Here is a 24,223-nt window from a genome sequence, read left to right on the forward strand (position 1 = left end):
GCCTGCTCCCCCTGCTCCCCCTGCTCCCCCTGCTCTCCCTGCTCCCCCTGCCTCCCCTGCTCCCCCTGCTCCAGACCTTAGCTAGTCTTGCGTTTTGAGCCAATCATTCGTTCAAAACTCATCGTCCCCACACCCAAAATCACTAACGCCATCCCATAGATTTGTTGTTGCTTAATCGCCTCACCAATAATCCAGAAGGCAAACAACGCGGTTAATGCCGGCCCGGTTGTCCCAATAATGGAGGCTAAGGCAGCTCCCGCCGAGCGAATGGCGAAATTATTTAATAAATAACTCGATAGAGTGAGAACACCTAAAACAACACCTCCAATCATTAGTCCGTTCCAAACTCCCGGTTCAATATTAATCCCCAAACTATCGGGTAGCAACATTAAACTCAGAGAAGAAAAGACAAAAATAGACGCAAAGTTCACCAAACTAAACGGGATAGGATGGAGTTTTCCCGCCGCCACCTGAGTCAGTAACACATACCCGGCAAAGGCTACACCTGCACAGATCGCAGCAATCACCCCCACCTGTACATTTCCCATAGCGATATTAGGATTTCGAGCAGGTAAACAGAGAATCCCTCCAGCCAGAATAATAATCATGGCAATCACCCGAATTAGGGTCGGTCGATCTCCAAATAGGCCCCAAGAGGCAATTACCGTTACAATCGGATAGATAAAGAAAATCGTGATCGCAATTCCGGTCGGAATCTCACCAATAGCCACATAGATAGCGACTTGGGATAAAAACAAGAAAAATCCACTGCCAATCACCGTCAGCATTAAGCGACGATCACCGGACTGAAGAAAACGTCGCAGATCACCCCATACCGGAGGATAAAGGAACGTTGCCACAATCGGCATCAGTCCCATGACCACAATCATGCGGAGTAACAAGATTAATAAAGAGTTTCCGATCCCCGGACTAATAATTCCTTCTAGGGAAAATAAACCCAAGATTTCTCGGGGTTGTGGCCCTTTGAGAATAATCTTTAAACAAACGTTAAACAACGATAGAGATACCGCCGAAAGTAACGCCAAAAATAGACCCAACTGCACCGGAGAAGACGACTTGGGCTGGGAACTCCCAAGGGGTTCCGGGCGATTTGTCGGGGCCGTATTAGTTGGAGGCAGGGAGTCAGAACGTCCACTCGGTAGTCCTGGACGGGAACTCTCCCCCCAGAGAGTTGGTGTTTCCACCTGTTCTTGCAAACGATTAACAATGGTTTCTAGCAAGGCTTCAACCTGCTGTTCCAAGGTTTGCATATGGTTTAACCGTCGAGATAGGTTACTTTGATAGTTACCTAACTCCTGCTGTAAGCTTTGAAAGGTTTGGTTCAGACTGGTTTCCAAAACCGCTTCCAACTCTCGATTATTGAAGTTTTCTGCACCGATATCCTCACTCGGAAGCAGTCCACTCGCATCAGCCGCTAATAAAGGCGGATCGCTGGCTGCTTTAATTTGATTAATGCGTGCGATCAAAGATTGTTCCACATCACGCGCCACAATTTGAGTCAGTTGTTTGAGCCAAGCTCGATTGGGAGGAACGCGATCAGACAATATTTGTAACTGCACAGATTGCAGTCGCTGATATTCCGTTTGCAGATTTTCAATATCCCCAATTAAGCGAACTTTATCCGTTTCGAGTCGTTGGATATCCGACAGATATCTTTCCTTAATCTGGTGATGGAAGGTTTCTAATTCCTGTATCACCGAACTTAGGATGATTTCTGCGGATGTGGTTTCTCCCGATCCTAAAGGTGGCGGTTGATTGTCCTGTGTCCCCATTCGTGATTAACCTCTTATTGATCTGCTGATTCAGCTATGACGCCACTCACACCAACGCTGCATATCGGGTTTCACAATTTACAGACTAGAAATCCTAGTCTCTACCGATAAAGGCACAACGGGAAAAATGGCAAAGCCTCCGGAAGAATTATCCCCAAAAACCTAAACTAAACAATAGCTCACTCAGCGTGTAAAGACACGCTCGTTTCCAATCTGCCATATTTTATCGAGAATTTGGGTCTAAAACCCCGTGCTTCTAGCACGGCTTTGGATTAAGATAGAGATGGTTGAAATCCCCAAGGTGGGCGGTTGTGAAGCGGCTTTTAGTCGGCACCCTCGAACCTGAAAACTCCTTGAGAGTAACAAGAAGGGTAGCGAAAACCTTGTAAAACAGAGCTAGAGAATCAACCCATTCTCATTACCAGAAAACATATAATTTGGTTTGATCAATTAAGGTAGGGCGGGGCACGCCCGAACTCTAGGTCGTATCCTAGTACGATGAGCGGAGATAGACCCTCTGGGGTTGCCGTAAGTCAGGCTCGTCAATTGGTGACTTTTCACGATTGAAAGGTTTGAGTATTGCTCGAAAGGGATACGGTGCTTAAAGGTCAGTCACTGAATTAAGAATCTCTAGCGTTTATGCTAGAGAGTGTCAAAATCCATTGAATATTTTAAATAGAATCCCACTGATTATAGCCGCACTGGGAACAGTAATCACCCAGGCTAAGGCAATGGAACGGACGGTATCCAAGCGTACCTCTTTTCCCCCCTGCACCAGTCCAATTCCCACCACACCCCCTACCAACGCATGGGAGGTGGAAACGGGTAATCCTAAACGGGATGCCAATAATACGGTGGTAGCCGTGGCTAATTCTGCACAAAATCCCTGACTCGGAAGCAGGGAAATAATATTTTCCCCCACGGTTTTAATCACATTTTCACCCCAGATGGCCAGTCCGGTGACAATTCCACTCCCCCCTAATAGTAAAATCCAAATCGGGATTTCAATATCATCTAGGGGAACTGAACCCGTTTTAATTACCGCTAAAATTGCGGCTAGGGGGGCGATGGTATTGCCCACATCATTTGACCCGTGGGCAAAAGCTACAAAACAGGCACTAATCACCTGAAATCCTGCCAGTTGTTTTTCGATCCCAGGAAATTTTTCCGGTAGGGGATTAGAACTAAAATCCTGCTGCTGTTGATCCAATTGTCGCCAACTGAATCCGGTTAAACTGACCGCAGCGATCACCCCAATCCCTAAAGGAATATCATGGACGGGTAACGTCCACCCCCATTGGGTTAGGATCTTTTGCAAGGGTAAACTCAAAATCGGGAAAACAATCACCCCAAAAATTCCAATTAAAATACTACTTAACCAGGGAATCCATTCTTGGATTTGGCGATGGGGATCGGGTTGGTCTAAAATCCAATATTTGATCAGCTTGTAGAATAATCCTGAAATTAAACCACTGATCACCGGGGTGATTAACCAAGTCAGGGAAATTAAACCAATCGTCTGCCAGTTGACCGCCTTGACCCCGGCGGCAATACAACTAAATCCAGCGATCGCTCCCACCACCGCATGGGACGAAGATACGGGTAATCCCTGACGAGTAGCAATTTGTAACCAGACTCCGGCGGAAAGCAATACCGATACCATCCCGATCACAAAAACTTGAGGCGTGGAGCTAAAAACTTCCGGATTAACAACCTCCGTGGCTAGGGTTTTAGAGACTCGCTCTCCAAAAAATACTGCCCCGGTAAATTCTAAAATTCCGGCGGCGATAATCGCTTGTTTCAGGGTCAATGCCTTGGAACCCACCGACGTCCCCATCGAGTTGGCTACATCATTAGCCCCTAGATTACAGGCAACATAGAAGGCTAAACCGCACAGCAACACAATTTCAACGATGACGGTCATGGATTGGTCTAACATCTTTGTGAATCCAGGTGAATGCTATGGATTTTACAGTCCTTTTCGATCTATAATCGGATCTTGTGAGTTTTGGAAAATTATCATGAAAGCGGGAGAAATTATCCGTTCTATTGAAACGGCAGAAATTGAAAGCCTCCGACAGCAACTCAATAAACCCGATCTTCCCGAGATTTATGTCGGTGATACGATCAAGGTTGCGGTGAAAATTCAAGAGGGTGGCAAAGAACGGATTCAGCCCTATGAAGGAGTGGTGATTGCTAAACGCCATGGCGGGATTAACGCCACGATCACCGTGCGGAAGATTTTTCAAGGAGTGGGGGTGGAGAGAGTTTTCCTAATCCATTCTCCGAGAATTGCGAATATTAAAGTCATCCGTCGGGGTAAAGTCCGCCGGGCTAAACTGTTCTATCTCCGCGATCGGATTGGTAAAGCCACTCGCGTTAAACAACGGTTTGACCGGAGTCTGTAATTTGGGCAGCACCAGAGATTCCATGATTCCCCTAGTGGTGGTCGGAAAAAAAGTTTAACCAAACTCTGTAAGTTGTGTTAAGCTAAATAAGGTAGAAGATCAGCCACTCCGCTATGCGCTCTTAGTTCAGTTGGTAGAACGCAGGTCTCCAAAACCTGATGTCGGGGGTTCAAGTCCTCCAGGGCGCGCTGGATACCTCTAATGCCCAGACGCAAGATTGCTTTCGTCTGGGCATTGTTCCGAAAAGCAACAGATCGGAACATTGTTTGGAGGCGTTCAGTATGATAGTTTTAAAAGTTTGGGCGGCTGTGTGACCCTCTTTCAGCTAAGATCAGGATCAGATACCGTAAGATCGCAAGGGGAGTTCATGGTGGTCAACAAGAAAGAAGAAGTTGCAATTGAAGGAACGACTTCTGGCTTTAACGCTTCTACGTTCCTCAAAGAAACGAAAGAGGAATTGGACAAAGTGGTCTGGCCTGGCCGACAGCAACTACTGAGTGAGTCGGCAGGGGTATTGTTGATGGTCACTCTTTCGGCCAGCTTGATCTATTTAGCAGACAACTTCCTTCGTTGGGCGTCGGGGCAAATCTTCGGATGACTTTTACATCGGACGAATCACAACATTCAGACCAAATGGCAGATACGGACGAACGTTCCCAGGAGTTTTCACCCGGAGAGCGCCGTTGGTATGCTGTTCAGGTGGCTTCTGGCTGTGAAAAGCGAGTCAAGGCGAACCTGGAACAACGGGTGCAAACCCTAGATGTTGCGGAACGAATTTTGAAGGTGGAAATCCCCCACACCCCAATGATTAAACTGCGCAAAGATGGCAGTCGTCAACATGGTGAGGAGAAAGTGTTTCCAGGTTATGTTCTCATCCAGATGAGACTGAAATGGAATAACGAACTCAATCGCTGGGAAATTGACGATGAAGCTTGGCAGGTGGTCAAGAACACGCCACACGTAATTAATTTCGTTGGGGCAGAACAAAAACGGCATTCCGGTCGGGGTCGAGGTCACGTTAAACCTTTGCCTTTGAGTAATGCTGAAGTGGAACGGATTTTCAGACAAGCGCAACAACAGGAACCGATTGTCAAGGCAGCAATGGCGATTGGGGATCATATCATTGTGCTTTCCGGGCCATTTAAAGACTTTGAAGGGGGTGTGATTGAAGTCAGTCCAGAACGGAGTAAGCTTAAGGCTCTACTTTCGATTTTTGGACGGGATACCCCGGTAGAATTAGAATTTAATCAGGTAGAAAAACAAGGCTAAGGAATGGCAAAGAAAGTTGTAGCAGTTATTAAGTTGGCAATTACTGCGGGCAAAGCCAACCCTGCACCCCCAATCGGCCCAGCCCTGGGTCAACATGGGGTGAATATTATGGCGTTTTGCAAAGAGTATAACGCCAGAACCGCAGATAAAGCAGGTCTTGTGGTGCCGGTGGAAATTTCGGTTTTTGAAGACCGCAGTTTTACCTTTATTCTCAAGACCCCTCCGGCTTCGGTATTAATTCGTAAAGCTGCTGGAGTCGAACGGGGCTCGGGGGAACCAAACCGCAAAAAAGTCGGCCAAATTACGCAAGCTCAGTTACGAGAAATTGCAGAAACCAAAATGCCCGACTTAAATGCCAATGATGTGGAAGCAGCCATGAAAATTGTGGCTGGAACCGCCCGCAATATGGGTGTAACCATTGTTGATTGATCCGATTTGTGACCGATAACTGCACGCTCAACTGTTGGCGGTCTCAATGGTTAGCTCAACGGCAATCAATTAATGAATTCGGTGAGTATTTCAGGTAGTTTCCGTTAACCCTTTATTGGGGGAGAAGTATAGCTTCGTTATCACCCCAGGAGATATAGAATGGCAAGAAAAGAATCCCGTCGATTACGAGAACTCAGAAAAAAGGTTGAAGACCGACCCTACGAACCTTTAGAGGCGATTAATCTGTTGAAGGAAACCGCTACAGCTAAGTTTCCTGAATCAGCTGAAGCCCATATTCGTTTAGGTATTGACCCCAAATATACCGACCAACAACTCCGAACAACGGTAAGCTTACCCAAAGGTACGGGTCAGGTGATCCGGGTGGCGGTATTGGCAAAAGGGGAAAAAGTCACCGAAGCTCAAGCAGCAGGGGCTGATCTTGTTGGATCTGAAGATTTGATTAATGAGATCCAGAAGGGAATGCTGGATTTTGATTGTTTAATTGCCACACCGGATATGATGCCTCAAGTGGCTAAACTGGGACGTTTGTTAGGGCCGAAGGGCTTAATGCCTTCTCCTAAAGGGGGAACGGTGACGACGGATGTGGCACAGGCGATCGCCGAATTCAAAGCTGGGAAGTTGGAATTCCGTGCTGATCGTACGGGGATCGTTCACGTTATGTTTGGGAAAACCGGATTCTCCGCAGCCGATTTGCTGGTGAACCTATCCGCCCTACAAGAATGTATTGACCGCAACCGTCCCTCTGGGGCTAAAGGTCGTTACTGGCGCAGTGTGTTTGTCGCGGCTACTATGGGGCCGTCGATTGAAGTGGATATTACGGCACTGCGGGAACTGAAAATTGCAGACCTAGTTTAATCTGGGGATTTCAGTCACCCTTGAGGATTAATTTACCCAGGGTGTTCTGATTTCCCTGGTGATCTAGTCGGAATTGGGGGTTGACAAATCCAATAAAATATGCAACCATGAAAGACTGCGTATTTAAACCAATAAACGACTAACTCACCGCAGACAGCAGGGGCGAAACGCTTAATTTCCTGCCGAGGTTCAATAAGTTTAAAGCTAAACAATCAGGTTACAGACCTCATTAATCTGTCTGTGTGGATGATTTATGTTTAAGTTTTAAGTCTTGACCTCGGTGAGAGAACCGAGGTTTTTTATGGCGAAATCGCTGCTGTTTCATCGGGGAAGGAGTCAACCATTGTGGGACACTACATCACCTTGGGGAGATGAAAGTGAACTGCAATGCTACAAGGAGGTTCAACAAGAATGGGAAGAACCCTAGAAAATAAACAAGAAATTGTTGCCGAACTTAAGGAAACCCTTAAAGATTCACAACTGGCTATTGTGATTGACTACAGCGGCTTGTCCGTTGCGGAAATCACCAATTTACGGCAACAACTTCGTCCTTCAGGTAGTGTTTGCAAGGTGACAAAAAACACCTTAATGCGGATCGCCATAGAGGGTCAAAGCAACTGGCAACCTTTGAATGAGTTGCTCAAGGGTTCTAACGCCTTTTTATTAGTTAAGGAAGACTTCGGTAGTGCGATTAAAGCCTACCAAGCGTTCCAGAAGGCTTCTAAAAAGACGGAAGTTCGCGGCGGCGTCATGGAAGGCAAGCTGCTGAGTGAAAGTGACGTTAAAGCTTTAGGAGATTTACCCTCCAAAGAGCAACTTATGGCTCAAATTGCTGGGGCTATCAATGGTGTGGCAACCAAACTGGCCGTCGGTATCAACGAGGTTCCAGGGTCTTTGGCACGGGCACTTAACGCCTATGTCGAAAAAGATCGAGATGGCTCAAATGACGAAGCTGCTTAGTTTCTCGGAATACTTGGCCCACGAGTCTCAAACACAAACCGTTACATTGTCTAGGAGTTTAACAAATGTCTGCAACTACTGATCAAATTCTGGAACAACTGAAGTCTTTAACCCTGTTAGAAGCGTCTGAATTAGTCAAACAAATCGAAGAAGCTTTTGGTGTGAGTGCCGCGGCTCCTGTGGGTGTGGCGATGGTTGCTCCTGGTGCGGCAGCCCCTGTGGAAGAAGTTGAAGAAAAAACTGAATTCGATGTCATCTTGGAAGAATTCCCGGCTGATAAGAAAATTGCAATTCTGAAAGTGGTGCGTGAACTGACGGGTTTAGGTCTGAAAGAAGCTAAAGATTTAGTGGAAGCAGCCCCCAAAGCGGTTAAACAGGCTACTAATAAAGATGACGCTGAAAATACTCGGAGTAAACTGGAAGAAGCTGGTGCTAAAGTTTCCATCAAATAATTTTAACGTTGCTTAGTTTTAGTTTTTTTGTTCATACCTAACCTGGTTTCTGATTGAGAAATCAGGTTTTTTAGTATAATACAAACTCAAAGAGAGACGCGCCGTGGCTCGTCTCTACAATCAATTAAAATTAATCCTTTTAATCTTCAGGTTGCTGTACAATTAATACGGAACATTTGACATGATGAACGACATAATTACTCACGCTCCCTAAAAACAATTCCGCCAATTCTGAACGGTTGCGTCTGCCCACAATCACTAAATCAGCACCCCATTTTTGGGTCATTTCTCGTATCCAATATCCCGCTTCTCCCACTTGATATTCAGTTTCAATAGAAACTCCTTGCTGTTGGGCATAACTAACGAAGGTGGCTAACCATCCAGAAACTTCATTAATTTCTTTTTCAATTAATTCATGTTGAATTTGTGCCACTTGATTTAACCGTTGACCATATAAATCCCCGGGAGAACCCAAAATCATCGGTGATATACTAATACAATGAAACAGTTTTAACTGACTTTCGTACAGTTTGGCCAGTTGTAAAGATTGATGAAAAACAAACTCGGCTTGGGGAGTCTGATCAATTGATACTAAAATTTTTTTATAGGCCATATTCTTGTCCTCCTTAATTTGTTTAATTCCGTTGTCGGTCAGTTTCTAAAATCTGTTATCTAAAAATACTCGATTCCCTGTTTTCTATCTTAAACTAAAAATCTTATTTTTTGATAAAATAATGCTATATTTAAAGGTTGGGCGATCGCTGACCCGGTTCATCCTCGTCTGACCCCATCTGTTTTGTTACTATCTTTCTTTAGATTATGAGTCAAAACTACCGCATTACTCTCCTTCCTGGCGATGGAATCGGCCCTGAAATTATAGCGGTGGCGGTCGATGCGTTAAAAGTCGTTGGCAAGCAACTGAATATTACTTTCAATTTTCATCAAGCCTTGATGGGAGGAGCCGCCATTGATGCCACCGGAGAACCTCTGCCTCCAGAAACTTTGGAACAGTGTCTCAAGAGTGATGCGGTGCTGTTAGCGGCGATTGGGGGATACAAATGGGACAATTTACCCCGCCATCAACGGCCAGAAACCGGATTATTAGGGTTACGCGCGGGATTAAAATTATTTGCTAATTTGCGTCCCGCTACCATCTTACCTCATTTAATTGATGCGTCTTCCTTGAAAAAAGAAGTGGTGGAGGGGGTGGATATTATGGTTGTCCGCGAACTCACCGGGGGCATTTATTTTGGACAACCCAAGGGCATTTTTCAGACGGAAACGGGAGAAAAACGAGGCGTCAATACGATGGCCTACACCGAATCTGAGATTGATCGGATTGGCCGTGTCGGGTTTGAAACTGCCCAGAAACGTCGGGGCAGACTCTGTTCTGTGGATAAGGCAAATGTCTTAGATGTGTCTCAATTATGGCGCGATCGGATCAGCCTACTCGCCTCCGAATACCCCGATGTCGAATTGTCTCATTTATATGTTGACAACGCAGCTATGCAGTTAGTTCGCGCCCCTAAACAATTTGATACCATTGTGACGGGGAATTTATTTGGTGATATTCTCTCCGATGCAGCGGCTATGTTAACTGGAAGTATTGGAATGTTACCGTCTGCCAGCCTAGGGGAATCTGGCCCTGGGGTTTTTGAGCCCGTTCACGGTTCAGCCCCCGATATTGCGGGACAGGATAAGGCCAATCCCCTCGCCCAAGTCCTGAGCGCGGCGATGATGTTACGCTATGGTTTAGATCAACCCGTGGCGGCGGATAAACTAGAAAATGCGGTTTTAAAAATCTTAGATTGGGGATATCGGACTGGGGATATTATGTCTGAGGGGATGAAATTAGTCGGTTGTCAGCAAATAGGAGAATTGTTGTTAAAAGCCCTAGAAGAAAATTAGTTAATGGTATATAGCAATCCTAGGGAGGCAGGGGGAGCAGGGGGAGCGTCCTCGCTCACTGAATATCACCCAAAACCCATTCGTAATTCCCTGTTCCCTGCTATAACAAGAATAAAGAGCGCTCTCCCCCTTTCAGTTCAACAGAGCGCTCAGTCCCCAAAATTTCATCACAAAAGTATTTTATCATAACAGCCTCAAAAATGATACTTCCCCAGGATGGAGAATTTTAGCATCTTCGCGCCGAAGTTCCACGTCTGATTCGTTAGAGCAGCGTGGGATGAATTGCGGTTAGGGACTACTGGATTGAGACTGTAGATTAGTCATTAATTCCACTAGGTCATTGACCGCGCCCCATCCTAACATACTCATTCGCTGATTACCCAGTCTGGGAGTCCAACTATCACCAGACCTGATAGGTTAAGAATAGGATCAAAAATTTAGGAGTCAATCCAGATGGACATTTTGTTAGAAGGGGGATCGGTCTTATGCGATCGCGATTATACTTTAATTATTGATAGTAGTCAGAGTATGGCGACGATTGAAAAATCTAAAGGCAAAAGTCGCTGGGATTTAATTCAAGAATCGATTTTAGCCATCGCCAGTTATTGCGAACAATTTGATCTTGACGGCATCACCCTATATTTGTTTTCCGATCAATTTCAACGGTATGAAAATGTTACCTCTGACCGAATTATTTATCTTTTTCAACATCATCAACCATCGGGAAAAAATCGTTTATCCCCCGTACTAAAAGATGCCACCGATCACTATTTTGGCAGACGGGCAACGGAACAAACCAAAGCCAATGGTGAAACCATTATCATTGTGACTTCGGGAGAAATTGAAAATCCTACTGCTCTTAGACAAATTATTATTGATGCAGCCAATCAACTTAATCGAGATGAAGAATTAGCTATTGAACTGATTCAAGTTGGTTTTAATACTGATGTCACCACCTTTTTTCAGGGCTTAGATCATAATTTACAAAGTCAGGGGGCTAAATTTGATATTTGTAATACCATTACCCTATCGGATTTAGATTCTATGAGTTTAACCGATGTGTTGCTCAAAGCCATTGTTGATTAAACTTGGGTTGGCAGGATGCCTTTGCTGTATTGTCCTGATGATCTTTATGATCTTTAAAGGTTAGTAATCATAATGGAATCTTCCTCGAAAAAATTAGTGTCTCAATCAATTAAAACCTTGGATTCTATTTTAATTGATGAAAAATTACCTCCGTCAGAACGGGCAACCGTTGCCTTAAAAATCCTAGAAATGGCTCGGACTTTTACGCCCGAGACTCCTCCGGCTTCAGAAACCCCACCCATCCCAGTACCCAAACTTAATTTTACCGATCCCAAGATATTTTTACATCTAGCCGCCTATCGAGATTCCGAACTGATTCCTACCCTAAAAGATGCCTTAAAAAAAGCCCATCGTCCCGAAAAAATCACCTTTGGTATTGTTTGGCAATTTATCCACGGAGAGGATGAAAATATTACCGAAAAAATGCAGGAATTTCCCTGTAAAATGATTGAAATTGATGCGCGAAAATCCCTCGGTGTCTGTTGGGCAAGATCCCTGGGTCAGCGCTTACTTCATGATGAAGATTTTATCTTACAATTAGATAGTCACCATCGATTTGTCGAAGGTTGGGATAGTTTATTACTCAAACAACTCGCCCAATGTCCTAGTCCCAAACCCATCCTTTCCGCCTATACTCCCCCCTATCTTCCCCCCGATGAAATTCCCCCTGGATATCCCAGTACCCGTTTAACCGCGCATCATTTTGATGACCATGGGATTTTAAGTTTTGTCGCTGGAGAAAGTATAGCTTCCTATTCTGAACCCCAGTTAGGAATGTTTTTAGCCGGAGGATTTATTTTCGCCCCCCGACAATTTTATTTAGAAGTTCCCTATGATCCGTTTCTCTATTTTCGAGGGGAAGAAATCACCCTTTCAACTAGAGCTTGGACAAAGGGATGGGATATTTTTTATCCCCATCAAATTACAATTTATCACTATTATACTCGCACCAATGCGAAAAAACATTGGGATGTTGATTCTGAATGGTTTAAATTAGAGCAAAAATCCCGAGAAAGGGTTAAAAAAATATTAAGAATTAGTCCCTTAGAAGCAGAAAGTTTAGAAATTTACGATATTGGAAATCTCAGAACTATCGAAGACTATCAAAACTTTTGTGGGATCAATTTCCAAACCCAAGAAATATCAGAAACAGCTGCTAAAGGAATTCCCACAAAATCTTTATTATTTCAGAAACTAGAATAATTATTGCTATTTCTTCTATAGTACCTTTAATTATCTGGCACAAACCTTACAAAAACTCCGTCATTGAGTTATAGTGCAGGCTATCCCTGGAATTTGTTCTCCCTTGGCGACGGTGGCGAGTTTGGGTATTCCCCTAACAGTTCGAGAGCAAAAGTTAGCCATCCTACCCGCAATTTATACCGTCGCCGACTTAGAAACAACCATGCACCAGGCGGATGTTGTGGTGTTGATGGAATTTAGTTCTGTTGATCAGCAAGTTTGGGAAGTCTTAAAACCGCCTAATTTGCTAAAACAGGCTTATATAATGGAACGGGCGGCGCTACCCAATCAAGTGATTTATAATGGGTTAGGTGATCGCCCCCATTTACGTTTATCCTATTGTGCGAGTCGGATTGTCAAAACTCAACCCTGAGTCATTCCTATTTAAAATCAAAATTTATTATGACGGCTTCGACAACATCCTTTGCTGAATTTGTCCCCTCCACCTTTCGCCAACCGGTTGTCCTGTGTGTGTTGGCATCTTTAGGGGTGCACGGAGTATTTGCAGCCAATATTCAATATATTAGTTTCTATTCCCAATCCATTAAACTCCCTCCCACAGTTCAAGTGGTGGAACTTTCCCCCGAACAAATTAGTGGTGTTTATCCAGCCGCCCCCTCTAAACTCTCCTTCACTCCCCTAAATTCTCTCTCTCCCTCTTTATCTATTCTTCCAGTCCCGACCATCGATAATATTATTCCTCCCCCCGCACCGTCCGACTTCATGCCGGGGGCATCCCTTCCCGTATGGCCGACTAATATTCCCCTACCGCCCCCGAGTAATTCCCCTGGTTTACCGACCTATCGTTTGCCTCCGGTTGTTTCCCAGGGGTCTAATTCCAGTAATCTTAATTCTGGTTCTATTGGATTTTTGCCTAACTCTAGTCCGTCTTTATCCTTTGTTCCAGGGCCAGCTTTAGGCTTCGGTAATCCCAATGTTCCCACGGCCGAAGTTCCCGGACAACCCAAACCACCTGGGAATTTACCTCCCAGGGATGAATTAGCCTTGCGACAACAGTTAATTCGGGAATTGGGTCAGGACGTCAATTGTCCACCAATGTTTAATAATGGCAATTGCAGCCCCTCGGTGTTCAATCCGAACAATAATCCTAATCCTCCCGCCGATCCCAAACCTCCTGAAAATAATCCCAATGTCCAACCAAAAGACCCTAAAGGCTCGATTTTGGCTGGACTTCAGAAGGGTTTACAAGAGGGAGGAGGGGCTAAAGCCCAACAACCAGCCCAACAACCCAAAACTCCTGAAGGTGTCGTCAGTGAGCAACAAACAGCGATGTTACAAGGAGGAGGGGCTTATTTAAACTGGGTGAATAGTTTACTAACGGACTATCCCAATTTAGAAACTGCCTCTCCGATGGTCGCAAACCGCTTATATCCGGCGGCGGCTTGTGAACAACAGTTAACAGGAAAGGCTTTAATTGGAGTGGTTGCCGGGACAGGGGGAGAAATTTTACGAGGGCCAGAACCGTTATTAGCTACGGGTTCTCCGGTTCTCGATAATGCTGCGATCGCCGCTGTTCGGGAAATGACCTTTGACCCGAGTAGTTCACCCAAAGCCTATCAAATTCAATTTCAGTTTAACGCTCAGGAGAATTGCAGAACCGTGGATAACCAGACTCCAAAATCTCCCAATCCTCCCGCGGCTGCTGCTCAACCACCAGCACAGCCATCCCCTCCGAGTTCAGAAACCCAACAACCACCGACTAATCCCGTTGAACAAAAACCCCCGGAGTCTACCGAGTCAACTCCTCCAGCTTCGGAAACCCCAGACCCTCAGCCCAAATCTAACTCAGAAGGTGGAATTTAAGGCAAATGGACAAAAAAAGAGAGGGATTTGCTTCCTCTCTTTTTCTGCTTCTCCGATTGACTTACCGAAAACTGAAATACTGAAATTAGGCTTTTTTGTTAGCGTTACGTTTGGCTGCACCGAACAAACCACCAACGGCCATCAGTCCTAAGATGGTAGAGGGTTCGGGAACTGCGGCGGGTGTGCCTGCCTTGCTCCAAGAATAGACTCCACTGTAGGATTTTCCATCATCTTTAGCTACGAAGCCGGAATTTTCGGCGTTGAAGCTATAGACGTACTCTGATACACCGTCCAGTTCAACTTTAACAATTTCACTGATTTGTAAGTTCTGAATTTGGCTCAGAGCATTGTTGAAGGAATCAACCTGTTGCTTGGCTGCGGTCAGTGTGGCAATTCCGGCGGTCAGTGTCGTTTTTTGAGTGTTTAATGTTGATAGTTGGATATTGAAGTTATTGAGTGCAGCCTTTTGAGTGGCATTTAGAAGGTTATAGGGTACGCTGGTTAATAACTTGTATTGAGTGTTGTTTTGAATCGTGCTGATCCCCTGATTAACGGTAAGAAGGGCATTATTGGCTTGAGAGAGGGGCGAATTAATTTGGGTGTTGCTATATGTACTAATTAGGGTATTAACTTTTGGCTTGAGGTCAAAGAAACCCATTGTTTTCATCGACATTGCACCGGTTTTGTCCAGGGAGAACTCAGCAATGTTGGGATCTCCAAAGCCGACTGAACTCTTAAATGCGCCTAATGCCACATCTTGAAACGCTGCTGATGAAGCATTCCAAACATTTTTCAGAGGTTGATAGGCATTCAATAGGCCATTTAACCAGTCCCCTTGGAAAGCATTAAATTCATCCGTGGTGACGCTGGATACTTTGGCGGTGTGTTTTCCGGCGGTCGCTGTAAAACCAACACTGGAACTATTGGTTTCATTGGTGTAGTTGAGTTCAACGTTTGTTTGGAGATTATTATCAGTCAGTGCACTAATGGCGGCAGCTTCATTCCCTTTAATCCAAAGGTTGTTGCTGTTGTGGGTGTAGGTGGCGTAATTGGTTTCGCTATTGTTAAAGTCGAAAGAGGCGGCTTTTGCCGGGAGACTAGCAACTGCGCTCATTCCCACTGCGACGGAAGTGCCAATTAAGAGTTTTTTTAATGAAGCTGCCATAATCTGTTCTCCAGAAAGTAGAAGGTTTTCTTAGAATTTTTGTCTATTAAGTGATGCTGAATCCGATTAAAACCGATTGGGATGGATTGGTTTGTGATTCATGTCACTTTAGACGATGATCTTTGACTGTGTTTTTTTAAATATATTAAAGTTCCACTTCAACGGAAGAACTTTAGCACCCTCATTTAACAGTTAGTCTGGTGAACGCTTTGAGCCAGTTGGCTTTTGGGGTTCTTAACTTTATCTATTGTTATTATATTCAATCCTGGGGAAATGTCTATAAAATTTTGATGAATTTATCGGTTTTTTTGTAAAGTTAAGGTAAACCTTTAATTCTTACCTAAATGCTATTGATCAACATCGGTAAATTTACATAGTTAAGATTTTGAATCGATTTTAGGCCCCCGCCTTCCGTAAATTTACTTAAAAAAACTCTGATTCTAAAATATTGCTATCATGCTCAGAACTAGTTGTAGCGCTACGCACTCTTAGAACACCGGAACAGTAAGCAGTGAAAGGGTTTCAGGACTAAAAAGTGTCCTAGCTGTAATGCGTAGCACTATAGTTATCCATCCAGCCCTGACCCATGATTGTCTTAGAGTACAAAAATCCCTCGAATTCTATTCGGGGGAGTGTCACAATAGTTAATACAAATTCAAAACTCAGCCCCGGCTTGATTTAGATTCACCCCATGACTATCACCCAACTCGAACCGAACGGATCATTTTCCCCGGCCACCATTGATGTTTCCTCAAAGTCCATGGACGAACATCACCCCCAACCCAAGGGAACTATCCACAATGAATCAGATCAACCTACGTTACGCTACGATCCCGTTGCCATTGCCGACTATTACCGTTCCCGAGTGTTCCAGGTCTGGGGACGCCTATTGAGCATTATTTGGAAATTCGGTTCCTTTGCCTTGGGATTATGGTTAGATGGCAAACGGGGAAAAAAAGTTAAAGCCGAGAAAAAACGGGCAATTCAACTGCGAACCACCTTAACCGAACTTGGCCCAGCCTTTATTAAAGTCGGACAGGCCCTATCCACCCGGCCCGACGTCATGCCTACTTTATATTTAGACGAATTAACCAAATTACAAGATCAACTTCCCCCCTTCTCCAATCAAGTTGCCTATCAATTTATTGAAGAAGAATTAGGCGATCACCCCGATAATATCTATGCAGAATTAAGTGCTGATCCCCTAGCTGCGGCTTCCTTGGGGCAGGTTTATAAAGGCAAATTAAAAACCGGAGAAACCGTCGCGGTCAAAGTGCAACGTCCGGGTTTATCCGAAAGTATTGCCCTGGATATTTATATTTTACGAACCCTAGCCCAGTGGGCAAAGAAAAGGTTTAAATTTATCCGCAGTGATTTAGTCGCCATTATGGATGAATTTGGGGAAAGAATTTATGAAGAAATGGACTACAACCATGAAGGCAGAAATGCCGAACGATTTAGACAACTCTACGGCAATATTCCCGATATTTATGTACCTAGAATTTATTGGGGTTATACCGGGCGACGGGTATTAACCATGGAGTGGATTAACGGAACTAAATTAACCAATTTAGAAGAAGTGACCGCCCGAGGAATTGACGCTCGTTATTTAATTGAAGTGGGGGTACAATGTTCTTTACGGCAATTATTAGAACATGGCTTTTTCCATGCCGATCCCCATCCGGGTAATTTATTAGCCAGTCCTGAAGGGAAATTAGTTTATCTCGATTTTGGCATGATGAGTGAAGTCAAACCCTATCAAAGATATGGGTTATTAGAGGCTGTTGTGCATTTAGTTAATCGGGATTTTGAAGGGTTGGCGAAAGATTATGTTAAGTTAGAATTTTTAAAACCGGAAACTGATTTAACCCCCATTATTCCAGCTTTAGGGGAGGTGTTTAGTAATGCTTTGGGGGCGAGTGTTGCCGAACTGAATTTTAAGAGTATTACGGATCAACTCTCGGAATTAATGTATGAGTATCCCTTCCAAGTTCCGGCCTATTATGCCCTAATTATTCGGTCTTTAGTCACCTTAGAAGGGATTGCTATTAATGTTGATCCCAATTTTAAAGTGTTAAGTAAAGCCTATCCCTATGTGGCGAAAAGACTCTTAACCGATCCTTCAGTTGAGTTAAGAACCTCTTTAAAAGATCTATTATTTAAGGATGGATCATTCCGCTGGAATCGTTTGGAGAATTTACTCAAAAATGCCCAAAATAGTGATGATTATGATATTAACCAAGTCTTAGATCAAACCCTAGACTTTTTATTTTCAGAACGGGGGGAATTAATTCGAGAACAGTTAGGGAATGAGTTAGTTAAAAGCATTGATCTAGCTTCTCGCAATGCGTTGACCACAGCCCAATCTAAAGTGGCAGAATGGATGGGAGTAGCCACCCTAACTCCTACAGCAACGCCTCAACCCACCCCCAATCAAAATAACTTAGAACACATTCAAAGAATTGTGGGTATTCTCCAAGATACTAAAGGGTTTGATCCGATGCTATTAGTGCAGCGGGTTCCGGGTTTAATAGTTAAACCGGAAGTCCAACACCTTAGTCAAAAAGTAGCGGGAGAATTAGCCCAACGAGCTGCTGCTAGGTTAATTCGGGAGTTATTTTTATCTGCTGATCCTCTAGTTTCTGAAGATAATCAATTGGGGTCTACTGTTGAAAAAAACGGACATTCTAGTCCTGGAAAATCTTTTCCTCAACAGCCCCTATCTTTGCCACAGAGTCGTTAATCAGTTTAATTTATGATCAAAAATCCCAGCTATAGCACTAGGGAACAGGGAATGAGTTGGCTGGATTTAGAAGTGTCCTAACTGTAATGCGTAGCGCTATAACAGGACTTAGGCATCACCTCCATAGTAGGGGTAATTCATGAATTACCCCTCTACGGAGTTATTAATCTAAAGCATCTTTTAAGGCTGTCCGGGCAGCTAAATGGCTGCGGGTTGAAGTTAAAATCTCTACTTCCCGCTCTAAACGGGTGACGGTGTTTTGCATTTCTAACAACGTTTGTTGTTCGGATGCGACGCCATAGAGGTTACTAGCGACCCAATAGGAAAGTTCCGTCGGCAAACCGGGAATATCATCAGGAAGTTCAATATTTTGTTCCATTAACTTTCCAGACAGATGCACCACATCGCGCAACAAACGTTCTACTTCCGTTGCTAGGGGTCTTAAATCCTGTTGAGGGGGTTGGTCTTCGATCCATTCCACCAAACCCACCAGATAAGGCTTTTCCCGAACCGCTTCTAATACCCGAAACCGTTGCTGTCCCAAAGTCAGCACTTTGAGTCGATCATCAGGTAAACGTTGGTGTTGGACAATTTCCGCACAGCAACCCACAGAAGCAACTTGACCTTGATTCGGATCAAACATTAATACCCCAAACCGGCGATCCGTATTCAGGATAGTATTGATCATAATCCGATAACGAAATTCAAAAATATGCAGAGGCAGGGGTCTACCTGGAAATAAAACCACTTCTGGTAGCGGAAACAGAGGAAGTTCTCGAACAGCAATTGAGGAAAATGATGCCATTGTCCGTTAAGTAAGAGCTACTAACAACGTAGCAGATCTTGGGTCAATTTCTAAATATCAAAAAACCTACTCAAAACCCATATTAAAAGGTCAGGTTGAGTAGGTTGAGTAGGTTGAGAATAGTCGAAGCGGAAAATTAAAGTTTCACTTCAATATCTACCCCTGCGGGTAAATCCAATTTCATCAGAGCATCAATGGTTTTAGAAGAAGGCTGATAAATATCAATAATGCGACGATGGGTACGAGTCTCGAAGTGTTCCCTGGAATCTTTATCAACGTGGGGAGAACGCAATAAGCAGTAAATCCGGCGTTTTGTGGGTAAAGGAATCGGCCCAACCGCAGTGGCACTAGTCCGATTCGCCGTATCTACAATTTTCTCACAAGAGGTATCGAGTAAACGACGATCAAAGGCTTTGAGACGAATCCGAATTTTTTGTTGTTGAATAGTTGCCATGGGGTGTTCAGTTTTCTAGGTTCAGGATTATCGGCTTGAGCAGTCACATTATCTTGAAAGATAGAAGGTGCAGAAACAGGATCAAACCCTTCCTATTTTCTGCAACCTTATCCCTAACTTTGCAGCTTTAATTCACAAAGCCTACTTCAGAATTTTGGACACAACACCAGCACCCACGGTACGGCCGCCTTCACGGATAGCAAAGCGCATCCCCTGTTCAATGGCGATTGGGTTGATCAGTTCCACCGTCATTTTAATCCGGTCACCAGGCATAACCATTTCGGCTTCCTCACCTGCGTCGGAGGTAAAGGCTTTAATGGTTCCGGTAACATCGGTGGTTCGGACATAGAACTGAGGACGATAGCCGGGGAAGAAAGGAGTTTTACGTCCACCTTCGGAGTCTTTTAAAATATAGACCTCAGATTCAAACTGGGTATGGGGGGTAATCGAACCAGGTTTGGCAATCACCATACCCCGTTCAATATCAGCTTTCTGGATACCGCGTAACAGCAGACCGGCGTTGTCCCCGGCCATCCCTTCCTCCAGACTCTTTTTAAACATTTCTATACCCGTGACAGTGGTGGCACGAGTCGCTCTAATTCCCACCAGTTCAACGTTATCGCCAACCTTGACTTTACCTCGTTCAATCCGACCCGTTGCCACCGTACCCCGTCCAGTAATGGAGAAGACATCTTCAACGGCCATCAGGAAAGGCTTATCAATGTCACGTTCAGGAGTGGGGATATGGGCATCCACTTCTTCCATCAACTTGTAAATTTTATCTACCCATTTATTCTCGCCTACGACGGTTTTGGGGTTAGCCACCATGAAATCTAAAGCTTCTTTAGCCGAGCCGGCAACAATGGGGATACTATCACCCTCGAAACCGTAGGAGCTTAACAGTTCCCGGACTTCCAGTTCCACCAATTCCAACAGTTCAGCATCGTCCACCATATCTTCTTTATTCATGAAGACAACGATATTGGGAACCCCGACCTGTTTGGCTAATAGGATATGTTCACGGGTTTGGGGCATGGGGCCATCGGCCGCCGATACCACTAAAATTGCACCGTCCATCTGGGCAGCACCGGTGATCATGTTTTTCACATAGTCAGCGTGACCCGGACAGTCAACGTGGGCATAGTGACGGGTTTCGGTCTCGTATTCAACGTGAGCCGTATTAATCGTAATCCCCCGGGCTTTTTCTTCGGGTGCGTTATCAATTTGATCATATTTTTTAGCTGTGGCTTGACCCAAAGCAGCTAAAGTCATGGTAATTGCAGCCGTCAAAGTGGTTTTACCGTGGTCAACGTGACCAATGGTACCGATATTAACGTGGGGTTTGTTTCGTTCAAATTTTGCGCGTGCCATTTTCAGTTAAGAATTGAAAGTTTTCAAGAAAAATAATTGTGGGCACCGGGTCAGGTATGAGTTCTTGGTGATTAACCATTAACTATTAACCCCAACCCCACTACCCATTTAGTTGCCTTTATTTTTGGCAACAATGGCTTCAGCAACACTACGAGGAACTTCCTCATAGTGGCTAAACTCCATGGTGAAAATCCCCCGACCTTGGGTTTTGGAACGGATGTCGGTGGCATAACCAAACATCTCTGCTAGGGGAACCTTAGCAGTCACTTTGGCCAGGCCTTGTTCTGTTCCTTGACCCTCGATTTGGCCTCGGCGAGAGTTGAGGTCTCCAATCACGTTACCAATGAAGTCTTCAGGTACTTCCACCTCAACCTTCATCATGGGTTCTAACAAGACGGGTTTAGCCTTATTAGCTGCCGCTTTCAAAGCCATAGAACCCGCGATTTTGAAAGCCATTTCGGAGGAGTCTACATCGTGGTAAGAGCCATCCACCAGAGTTGCTTTCAAGTCAATCAGAGGATAACCCGCAACCACACCGGTTTCGCAGGCTTCTTTCATCCCTTGTTCAGCCGGGTTGATGTACTCTTTGGGTACAGTTCCCCCAACGATTTTGGAAACAAATTCAAACCCGCTACCCGCTTCACCCGGTTCGAGAGTAATCACAACGTGACCGTATTGGCCTTTACCACCGCTTTGACGGATGAACTTGCCTTCGGCTTTAACCGACTCGCGGATGGTTTCCCGATACGCCACCTGGGGCGCGCCCACGTTAGCTTCAACCTTGAACTCGCGTAACATCCGGTCAACCAGAATTTCTAAGTGAAGTTCGCCCATCCCGGCAATTACGGTTTGGTTGGTCTCGGAATCAACGGAAACCCGGAAGGTCGGATCTTCCTCTGACAAAGATTGGAGAGCTTTGGAGAGTTTCTCCATATCCTGTTTGGTTTTGGGTTCCACCGCCACGGAAATCACAGGTTCGGGGATGAACAGAGATTCCAAAATAATTGGTTTCGCGTCATCACAGAGGGTATCACCGGTGAGGGTATCTTTCAAACCCAAGGCTGCCCCTAGGTCTCCAGCCCGCAGTTCATCGACTTCGATCCGATCATCGGCTTTGAGAACGATCAAGCGAGAAATCCGTTCTTTTTTATCTTTGCTGGAGTTCAGGACATAACTGCCCTTTTGCAAAACACCGGAATAGACCCGAACGAAGGTCAAGCGTCCGTAAGGATCAGCCATGATCTTGAACGCTAGAGCCGATAAAGGCGCTTCGTCATCGGCATAACGGACGTCAACCTCACCATTTGATAAGGTTCCTTGGATTGGCGGAACTTCCGATGGAGCCGGGAGATAGGCAACTACTGCATCTAACAGTTGTTGTACCCCTTTATTTTTGAAGGCAGAACCACACAGAAGCGGAACAATTGTCCCGGCAATGGTGCCTTTGCGCAACTGAGTCCCAATTTCTTCGTTGGTTAGTTCTTCCCCTTCCAGGTACTTCTCCATCAGGTGATCGTCGGTTTCTGCCACCGACTCCACCAGTTTCACCCGATATTCCTCGGCTATCTGCTTAACAGCTTCAGGAATGTCATCGGTGATTTCGATATCTGTTCCTTTGTCATTGGTGTAGAGATAAGCTTTCATCTCCACCAAATCCACCAATCCCTGGAAGTTGTCTTCACTACCAATCGGGATCTGGATCGGAACAGCATTGGCTCTTAAGCGATCGCGGATTTGCTCATAAACTTTGAAAAAGTTAGCACCCGTGCGATCCATCTTGTTCACAAAGACGATCCGAGGAACTTTATAGCGTTCTGCTTGTCTCCAAACCGTTTCAGATTGGGGTTGTACACCACCGACTGAACAAAAGACAGCAATCACACCGTCTAACACCCGCATCGAACGTTCGACTTCAATGGTGAAGTCAACGTGACCCGGAGTGTCAATGATATTGATCTTATGATCTTTCCAACTGGTGGTAATAGCGGCAGCCGTGATGGTAATTCCACGCTCCCGCTCTTGAGCCATCCAGTCGGTTACTGCTGTTCCTTCATGGACTTCGCCCATTTTATGAACCATGCCGGAGTAGAACAGAATCCTCTCCGTTGTGGTTGTCTTGCCCGCATCAATGTGGGCTGCAATACCAATGTTCCGTACTCTCTCAAGCGGGACGGTACGTGCCACAGCTACCTCCTTTTTTAAACCTTTATTAAGATTTTATACGTTTACGGATATCACTGCTATCCATTTTTTTAGTACCGATAATGGGCAAAGGCTTTATTCGCTTCTGCCATCCGGTGAGTTTCTTCCCGTTTACGAACTGCACTTCCAGTTTCGTTAGCGGCATCCATCAGTTCATTTGCCAATCGCACGGACATGGAACGTCCGGTTCTGGCTCTAGCATATTGAATTAACCAACGTAGGGCTAAAGCCGTTCCTCGTTCTGAGCGAACTTCCATGGGAACCTGATAGGTTGCACCACCCACCCGCCGTGCTTTGACTTCCACCAGGGGAGTCGCATTCCGAATGGCTTTTTCAAAGACCTCAAGAGGCTCTGAACCGGTTCTTTCTTCGATTGTTTTCAGAGCCTGATAAATGATCCGGTAGGCAATGGATTTCTTTCCGTGCTTCATGATGCGACGTACCATCATGCTAATTAAGCGACTGTTATAGACCGGATCCACAGGGATCGGACGCTTCTGCACAACTCTGCGACGAGACATATTGTATCTTCCTTAACACAATAGATAATTTAAGATTTTCAGCGATGGGGACAAGTCACCAAAGGCTTAATGTTGTTAGTCTTACTCCAACAACACCAGCACAGGATTTAACTTAGCCCTGACTCAAAGCTCCTATTTAGGACGCTTGGCACCATACTTCGAGCGTCCTTGACGACGATCTTTGACTCCCGCCGTATCTAATGTTCCGCGAATAATGTGATATCGAACTCCAGGCAAATCTTTCACCCGACCGCCTCGAATCATTACTACGGAGTGTTCTTGCAAGTTGTGACCAATACCCGGAATATATGCTGTCACTTCATAGCCAGAGGTTAGCCGCACCCTTGCCACCTTACGCAGCGCGGAATTAGGTTTTTTAGGGGTGGTTGTATAAACCCGTGTACAGACTCCCCGCCGTTGAGGGCAACTCTTTAGGGCAGGTGATTTTGTTTTCTTCTGAGTCTGTTCCCGTGCAGAACGAATTAGTTGCTGAATAGTGGGCATGAGTTACGACATACTGAAATAATTCGGCAATTTGAAGTTTTGAGGTATCTCCACTGAAATATCCCTCCCCTACCAGGGGATGGGACTTTCTTTCAAAAGTATGGTCAGATGTTGACACCCAAAAGATCATAATAACCTAGATCGCCACTTTTTGCAAATTCGATTTTGTAGTGGGGAGCGGGGGGAGCGGGGGGAGCAGGGGGAGCAGGGG

The 24,223-nt window shown here is 45.1% G+C and carries 23 protein-coding genes, 1 tRNA gene and 1 other annotated feature; of the genes, 14 read left to right on the plus strand and 10 right to left on the minus strand.

From position 1 onward, the window contains the following. Positions 1 to 77: 77 nt before the first annotated feature. Both PL11201_RS07660 and PL11201_RS07665 read right to left on the minus strand, forming a co-directional pair. Positions 78 to 1,793 (minus strand): DMT family transporter, encoded by a 1,716-nt coding sequence (locus tag PL11201_RS07660; RefSeq protein WP_079678014.1) that lies wholly within the window; start codon positions 1,791 to 1,793, stop codon positions 78 to 80. Between the two features lie 652 nt (positions 1,794 to 2,445). Then, positions 2,446 to 3,732, minus strand: a complete 1,287-nt coding sequence (locus tag PL11201_RS07665) for an inorganic phosphate transporter (protein WP_234996635.1) — start codon at positions 3,730 to 3,732, stop codon at positions 2,446 to 2,448. 82 nt (positions 3,733 to 3,814) lie between these two features. Between PL11201_RS07665 and rplS the strand changes: the two genes are divergently transcribed. The 8 genes from rplS to rplL all read left to right on the plus strand — a co-directional run bounded on the left by rplS (position 3,815) and on the right by rplL (position 8,187). Then, positions 3,815 to 4,201 carry a 50S ribosomal protein L19 gene (gene rplS / locus PL11201_RS07670; protein WP_079678015.1) on the plus strand — a complete coding sequence of 129 codons (387 nt, stop codon included), beginning with the start codon at positions 3,815 to 3,817 and terminating at the stop codon, positions 4,199 to 4,201. A 115-nt stretch (positions 4,202 to 4,316) separates the two neighbouring features. Then, positions 4,317 to 4,389 (plus strand) — tRNA-Trp (locus PL11201_RS07675). 179 nt (positions 4,390 to 4,568) lie between these two features. Further along, a complete protein-coding gene (gene secE, locus PL11201_RS07680) occupies positions 4,569 to 4,799 on the plus strand; it encodes a preprotein translocase subunit SecE (RefSeq protein WP_079678016.1) in 231 nt (76 codons plus the stop codon). After that, on the plus strand, positions 4,796 to 5,470 hold the full coding sequence (gene nusG / locus PL11201_RS07685) for a transcription termination/antitermination protein NusG (RefSeq protein WP_079678017.1): 675 nt from the start codon (positions 4,796 to 4,798) through the stop codon (positions 5,468 to 5,470). The genes secE and nusG overlap by 4 nt, the downstream gene beginning before the upstream one ends. Before the next feature lie 3 nt (positions 5,471 to 5,473). Then, a complete protein-coding gene (rplK, locus tag PL11201_RS07690) occupies positions 5,474 to 5,899 on the plus strand; it encodes a 50S ribosomal protein L11 (RefSeq protein ID WP_079678018.1) in 426 nt (141 codons plus the stop codon). Between the two features lie 159 nt (positions 5,900 to 6,058). Further along, entirely contained in the window at positions 6,059 to 6,775 is a 717-nt protein-coding gene (rplA, locus tag PL11201_RS07695) for a 50S ribosomal protein L1 (protein WP_079678019.1), read from the plus strand. A 129-nt stretch (positions 6,776 to 6,904) separates the two neighbouring features. Continuing rightward, positions 6,905 to 7,085: a sequence feature (ribosomal protein L10 leader region), on the plus strand. A gap of 101 nt (positions 7,086 to 7,186) precedes the next feature. Continuing rightward, positions 7,187 to 7,735, plus strand: coding sequence for a 50S ribosomal protein L10 (gene rplJ, locus PL11201_RS07700; RefSeq protein WP_079678050.1), 549 nt, complete (start codon positions 7,187 to 7,189; stop codon positions 7,733 to 7,735). Positions 7,736 to 7,800: 65 nt separating this feature from the next. Continuing rightward, on the plus strand, positions 7,801 to 8,187 hold the full coding sequence (gene rplL / locus PL11201_RS07705) for a 50S ribosomal protein L7/L12 (RefSeq protein ID WP_079678020.1): 387 nt from the start codon (positions 7,801 to 7,803) through the stop codon (positions 8,185 to 8,187). 139 nt (positions 8,188 to 8,326) lie between these two features. On the opposite strand, the gene PL11201_RS07710 is transcribed toward rplL, so the two are convergent. Beyond that, positions 8,327 to 8,800 (minus strand): universal stress protein, encoded by a 474-nt coding sequence (locus PL11201_RS07710; protein ID WP_079678021.1) that lies wholly within the window; start codon positions 8,798 to 8,800, stop codon positions 8,327 to 8,329. A gap of 206 nt (positions 8,801 to 9,006) precedes the next feature. On the opposite strand from PL11201_RS07710, the gene leuB reads away from it, so the two are divergent. From leuB to PL11201_RS07735, 5 genes are all read left to right on the plus strand, one after another. After that, positions 9,007 to 10,095 carry a 3-isopropylmalate dehydrogenase gene (leuB, locus tag PL11201_RS07715; RefSeq protein WP_079678022.1) on the plus strand — a complete coding sequence of 363 codons (1,089 nt, stop codon included), beginning with the start codon at positions 9,007 to 9,009 and terminating at the stop codon, positions 10,093 to 10,095. A gap of 453 nt (positions 10,096 to 10,548) precedes the next feature. Further along, a complete protein-coding gene (locus PL11201_RS07720) occupies positions 10,549 to 11,181 on the plus strand; it encodes a vWA domain-containing protein (protein WP_079678023.1) in 633 nt (210 codons plus the stop codon). Between the two features lie 72 nt (positions 11,182 to 11,253). Next, the gene (locus PL11201_RS07725; protein ID WP_079678024.1) at positions 11,254 to 12,384 is read left to right on the plus strand and encodes a GlcNAc-transferase family protein; all 1,131 of its coding nucleotides are present in this window, start codon (positions 11,254 to 11,256) and stop codon (positions 12,382 to 12,384) included. A gap of 73 nt (positions 12,385 to 12,457) precedes the next feature. Then, positions 12,458 to 12,796: an SAM-dependent methyltransferase gene (locus tag PL11201_RS07730; protein WP_234996636.1), complete on the plus strand. Its 339-nt coding sequence runs from the start codon at positions 12,458 to 12,460 to the stop codon at positions 12,794 to 12,796. A gap of 29 nt (positions 12,797 to 12,825) precedes the next feature. Continuing rightward, positions 12,826 to 14,247, plus strand: coding sequence for an energy transducer TonB (locus PL11201_RS07735; RefSeq protein ID WP_079678025.1), 1,422 nt, complete (start codon positions 12,826 to 12,828; stop codon positions 14,245 to 14,247). 85 nt (positions 14,248 to 14,332) lie between these two features. On the opposite strand, the gene PL11201_RS07740 is transcribed toward PL11201_RS07735, so the two are convergent. After that, the gene (locus tag PL11201_RS07740; protein ID WP_079678026.1) at positions 14,333 to 15,412 is read right to left on the minus strand and encodes an NF038130 family PEP-CTERM protein; all 1,080 of its coding nucleotides are present in this window, start codon (positions 15,410 to 15,412) and stop codon (positions 14,333 to 14,335) included. A 691-nt stretch (positions 15,413 to 16,103) separates the two neighbouring features. Between PL11201_RS07740 and PL11201_RS07745 the strand changes: the two genes are divergently transcribed. Beyond that, the gene (locus PL11201_RS07745; protein WP_079678027.1) at positions 16,104 to 18,155 is read left to right on the plus strand and encodes an ABC1 kinase family protein; all 2,052 of its coding nucleotides are present in this window, start codon (positions 16,104 to 16,106) and stop codon (positions 18,153 to 18,155) included. 163 nt (positions 18,156 to 18,318) lie between these two features. Here PL11201_RS07745 and PL11201_RS07750 read toward each other — a convergent pair whose 3' ends face one another. The 6 genes from PL11201_RS07750 to rpsL form a co-directional block, all read right to left on the minus strand. Then, the gene (locus PL11201_RS07750; protein ID WP_079678028.1) at positions 18,319 to 18,960 is read right to left on the minus strand and encodes an LON peptidase substrate-binding domain-containing protein; all 642 of its coding nucleotides are present in this window, start codon (positions 18,958 to 18,960) and stop codon (positions 18,319 to 18,321) included. A 136-nt stretch (positions 18,961 to 19,096) separates the two neighbouring features. Continuing rightward, positions 19,097 to 19,405: a 30S ribosomal protein S10 gene (gene rpsJ, locus PL11201_RS07755; RefSeq protein ID WP_197046222.1), complete on the minus strand. Its 309-nt coding sequence runs from the start codon at positions 19,403 to 19,405 to the stop codon at positions 19,097 to 19,099. Between the two features lie 150 nt (positions 19,406 to 19,555). Then, positions 19,556 to 20,785 carry an elongation factor Tu gene (gene tuf / locus PL11201_RS07760; RefSeq protein WP_079678029.1) on the minus strand — a complete coding sequence of 410 codons (1,230 nt, stop codon included), beginning with the start codon at positions 20,783 to 20,785 and terminating at the stop codon, positions 19,556 to 19,558. Between the two features lie 108 nt (positions 20,786 to 20,893). Then, positions 20,894 to 22,969, minus strand: a complete 2,076-nt coding sequence (fusA, locus tag PL11201_RS07765; RefSeq protein WP_079678030.1) for an elongation factor G — start codon at positions 22,967 to 22,969, stop codon at positions 20,894 to 20,896. A 68-nt stretch (positions 22,970 to 23,037) separates the two neighbouring features. Next, positions 23,038 to 23,508: a 30S ribosomal protein S7 gene (gene rpsG, locus PL11201_RS07770; RefSeq protein ID WP_026786432.1), complete on the minus strand. Its 471-nt coding sequence runs from the start codon at positions 23,506 to 23,508 to the stop codon at positions 23,038 to 23,040. A 132-nt stretch (positions 23,509 to 23,640) separates the two neighbouring features. Beyond that, positions 23,641 to 24,012: a 30S ribosomal protein S12 gene (gene rpsL / locus PL11201_RS07775; protein WP_026786431.1), complete on the minus strand. Its 372-nt coding sequence runs from the start codon at positions 24,010 to 24,012 to the stop codon at positions 23,641 to 23,643. Between the last annotated feature and the right edge of the window lie 211 nt (positions 24,013 to 24,223).

This window comes from Planktothrix sp. PCC 11201 (assembly GCF_900009135.1).
Lineage (GTDB): Bacteria > Cyanobacteriota > Cyanobacteriia > Cyanobacteriales > Microcoleaceae > Planktothrix.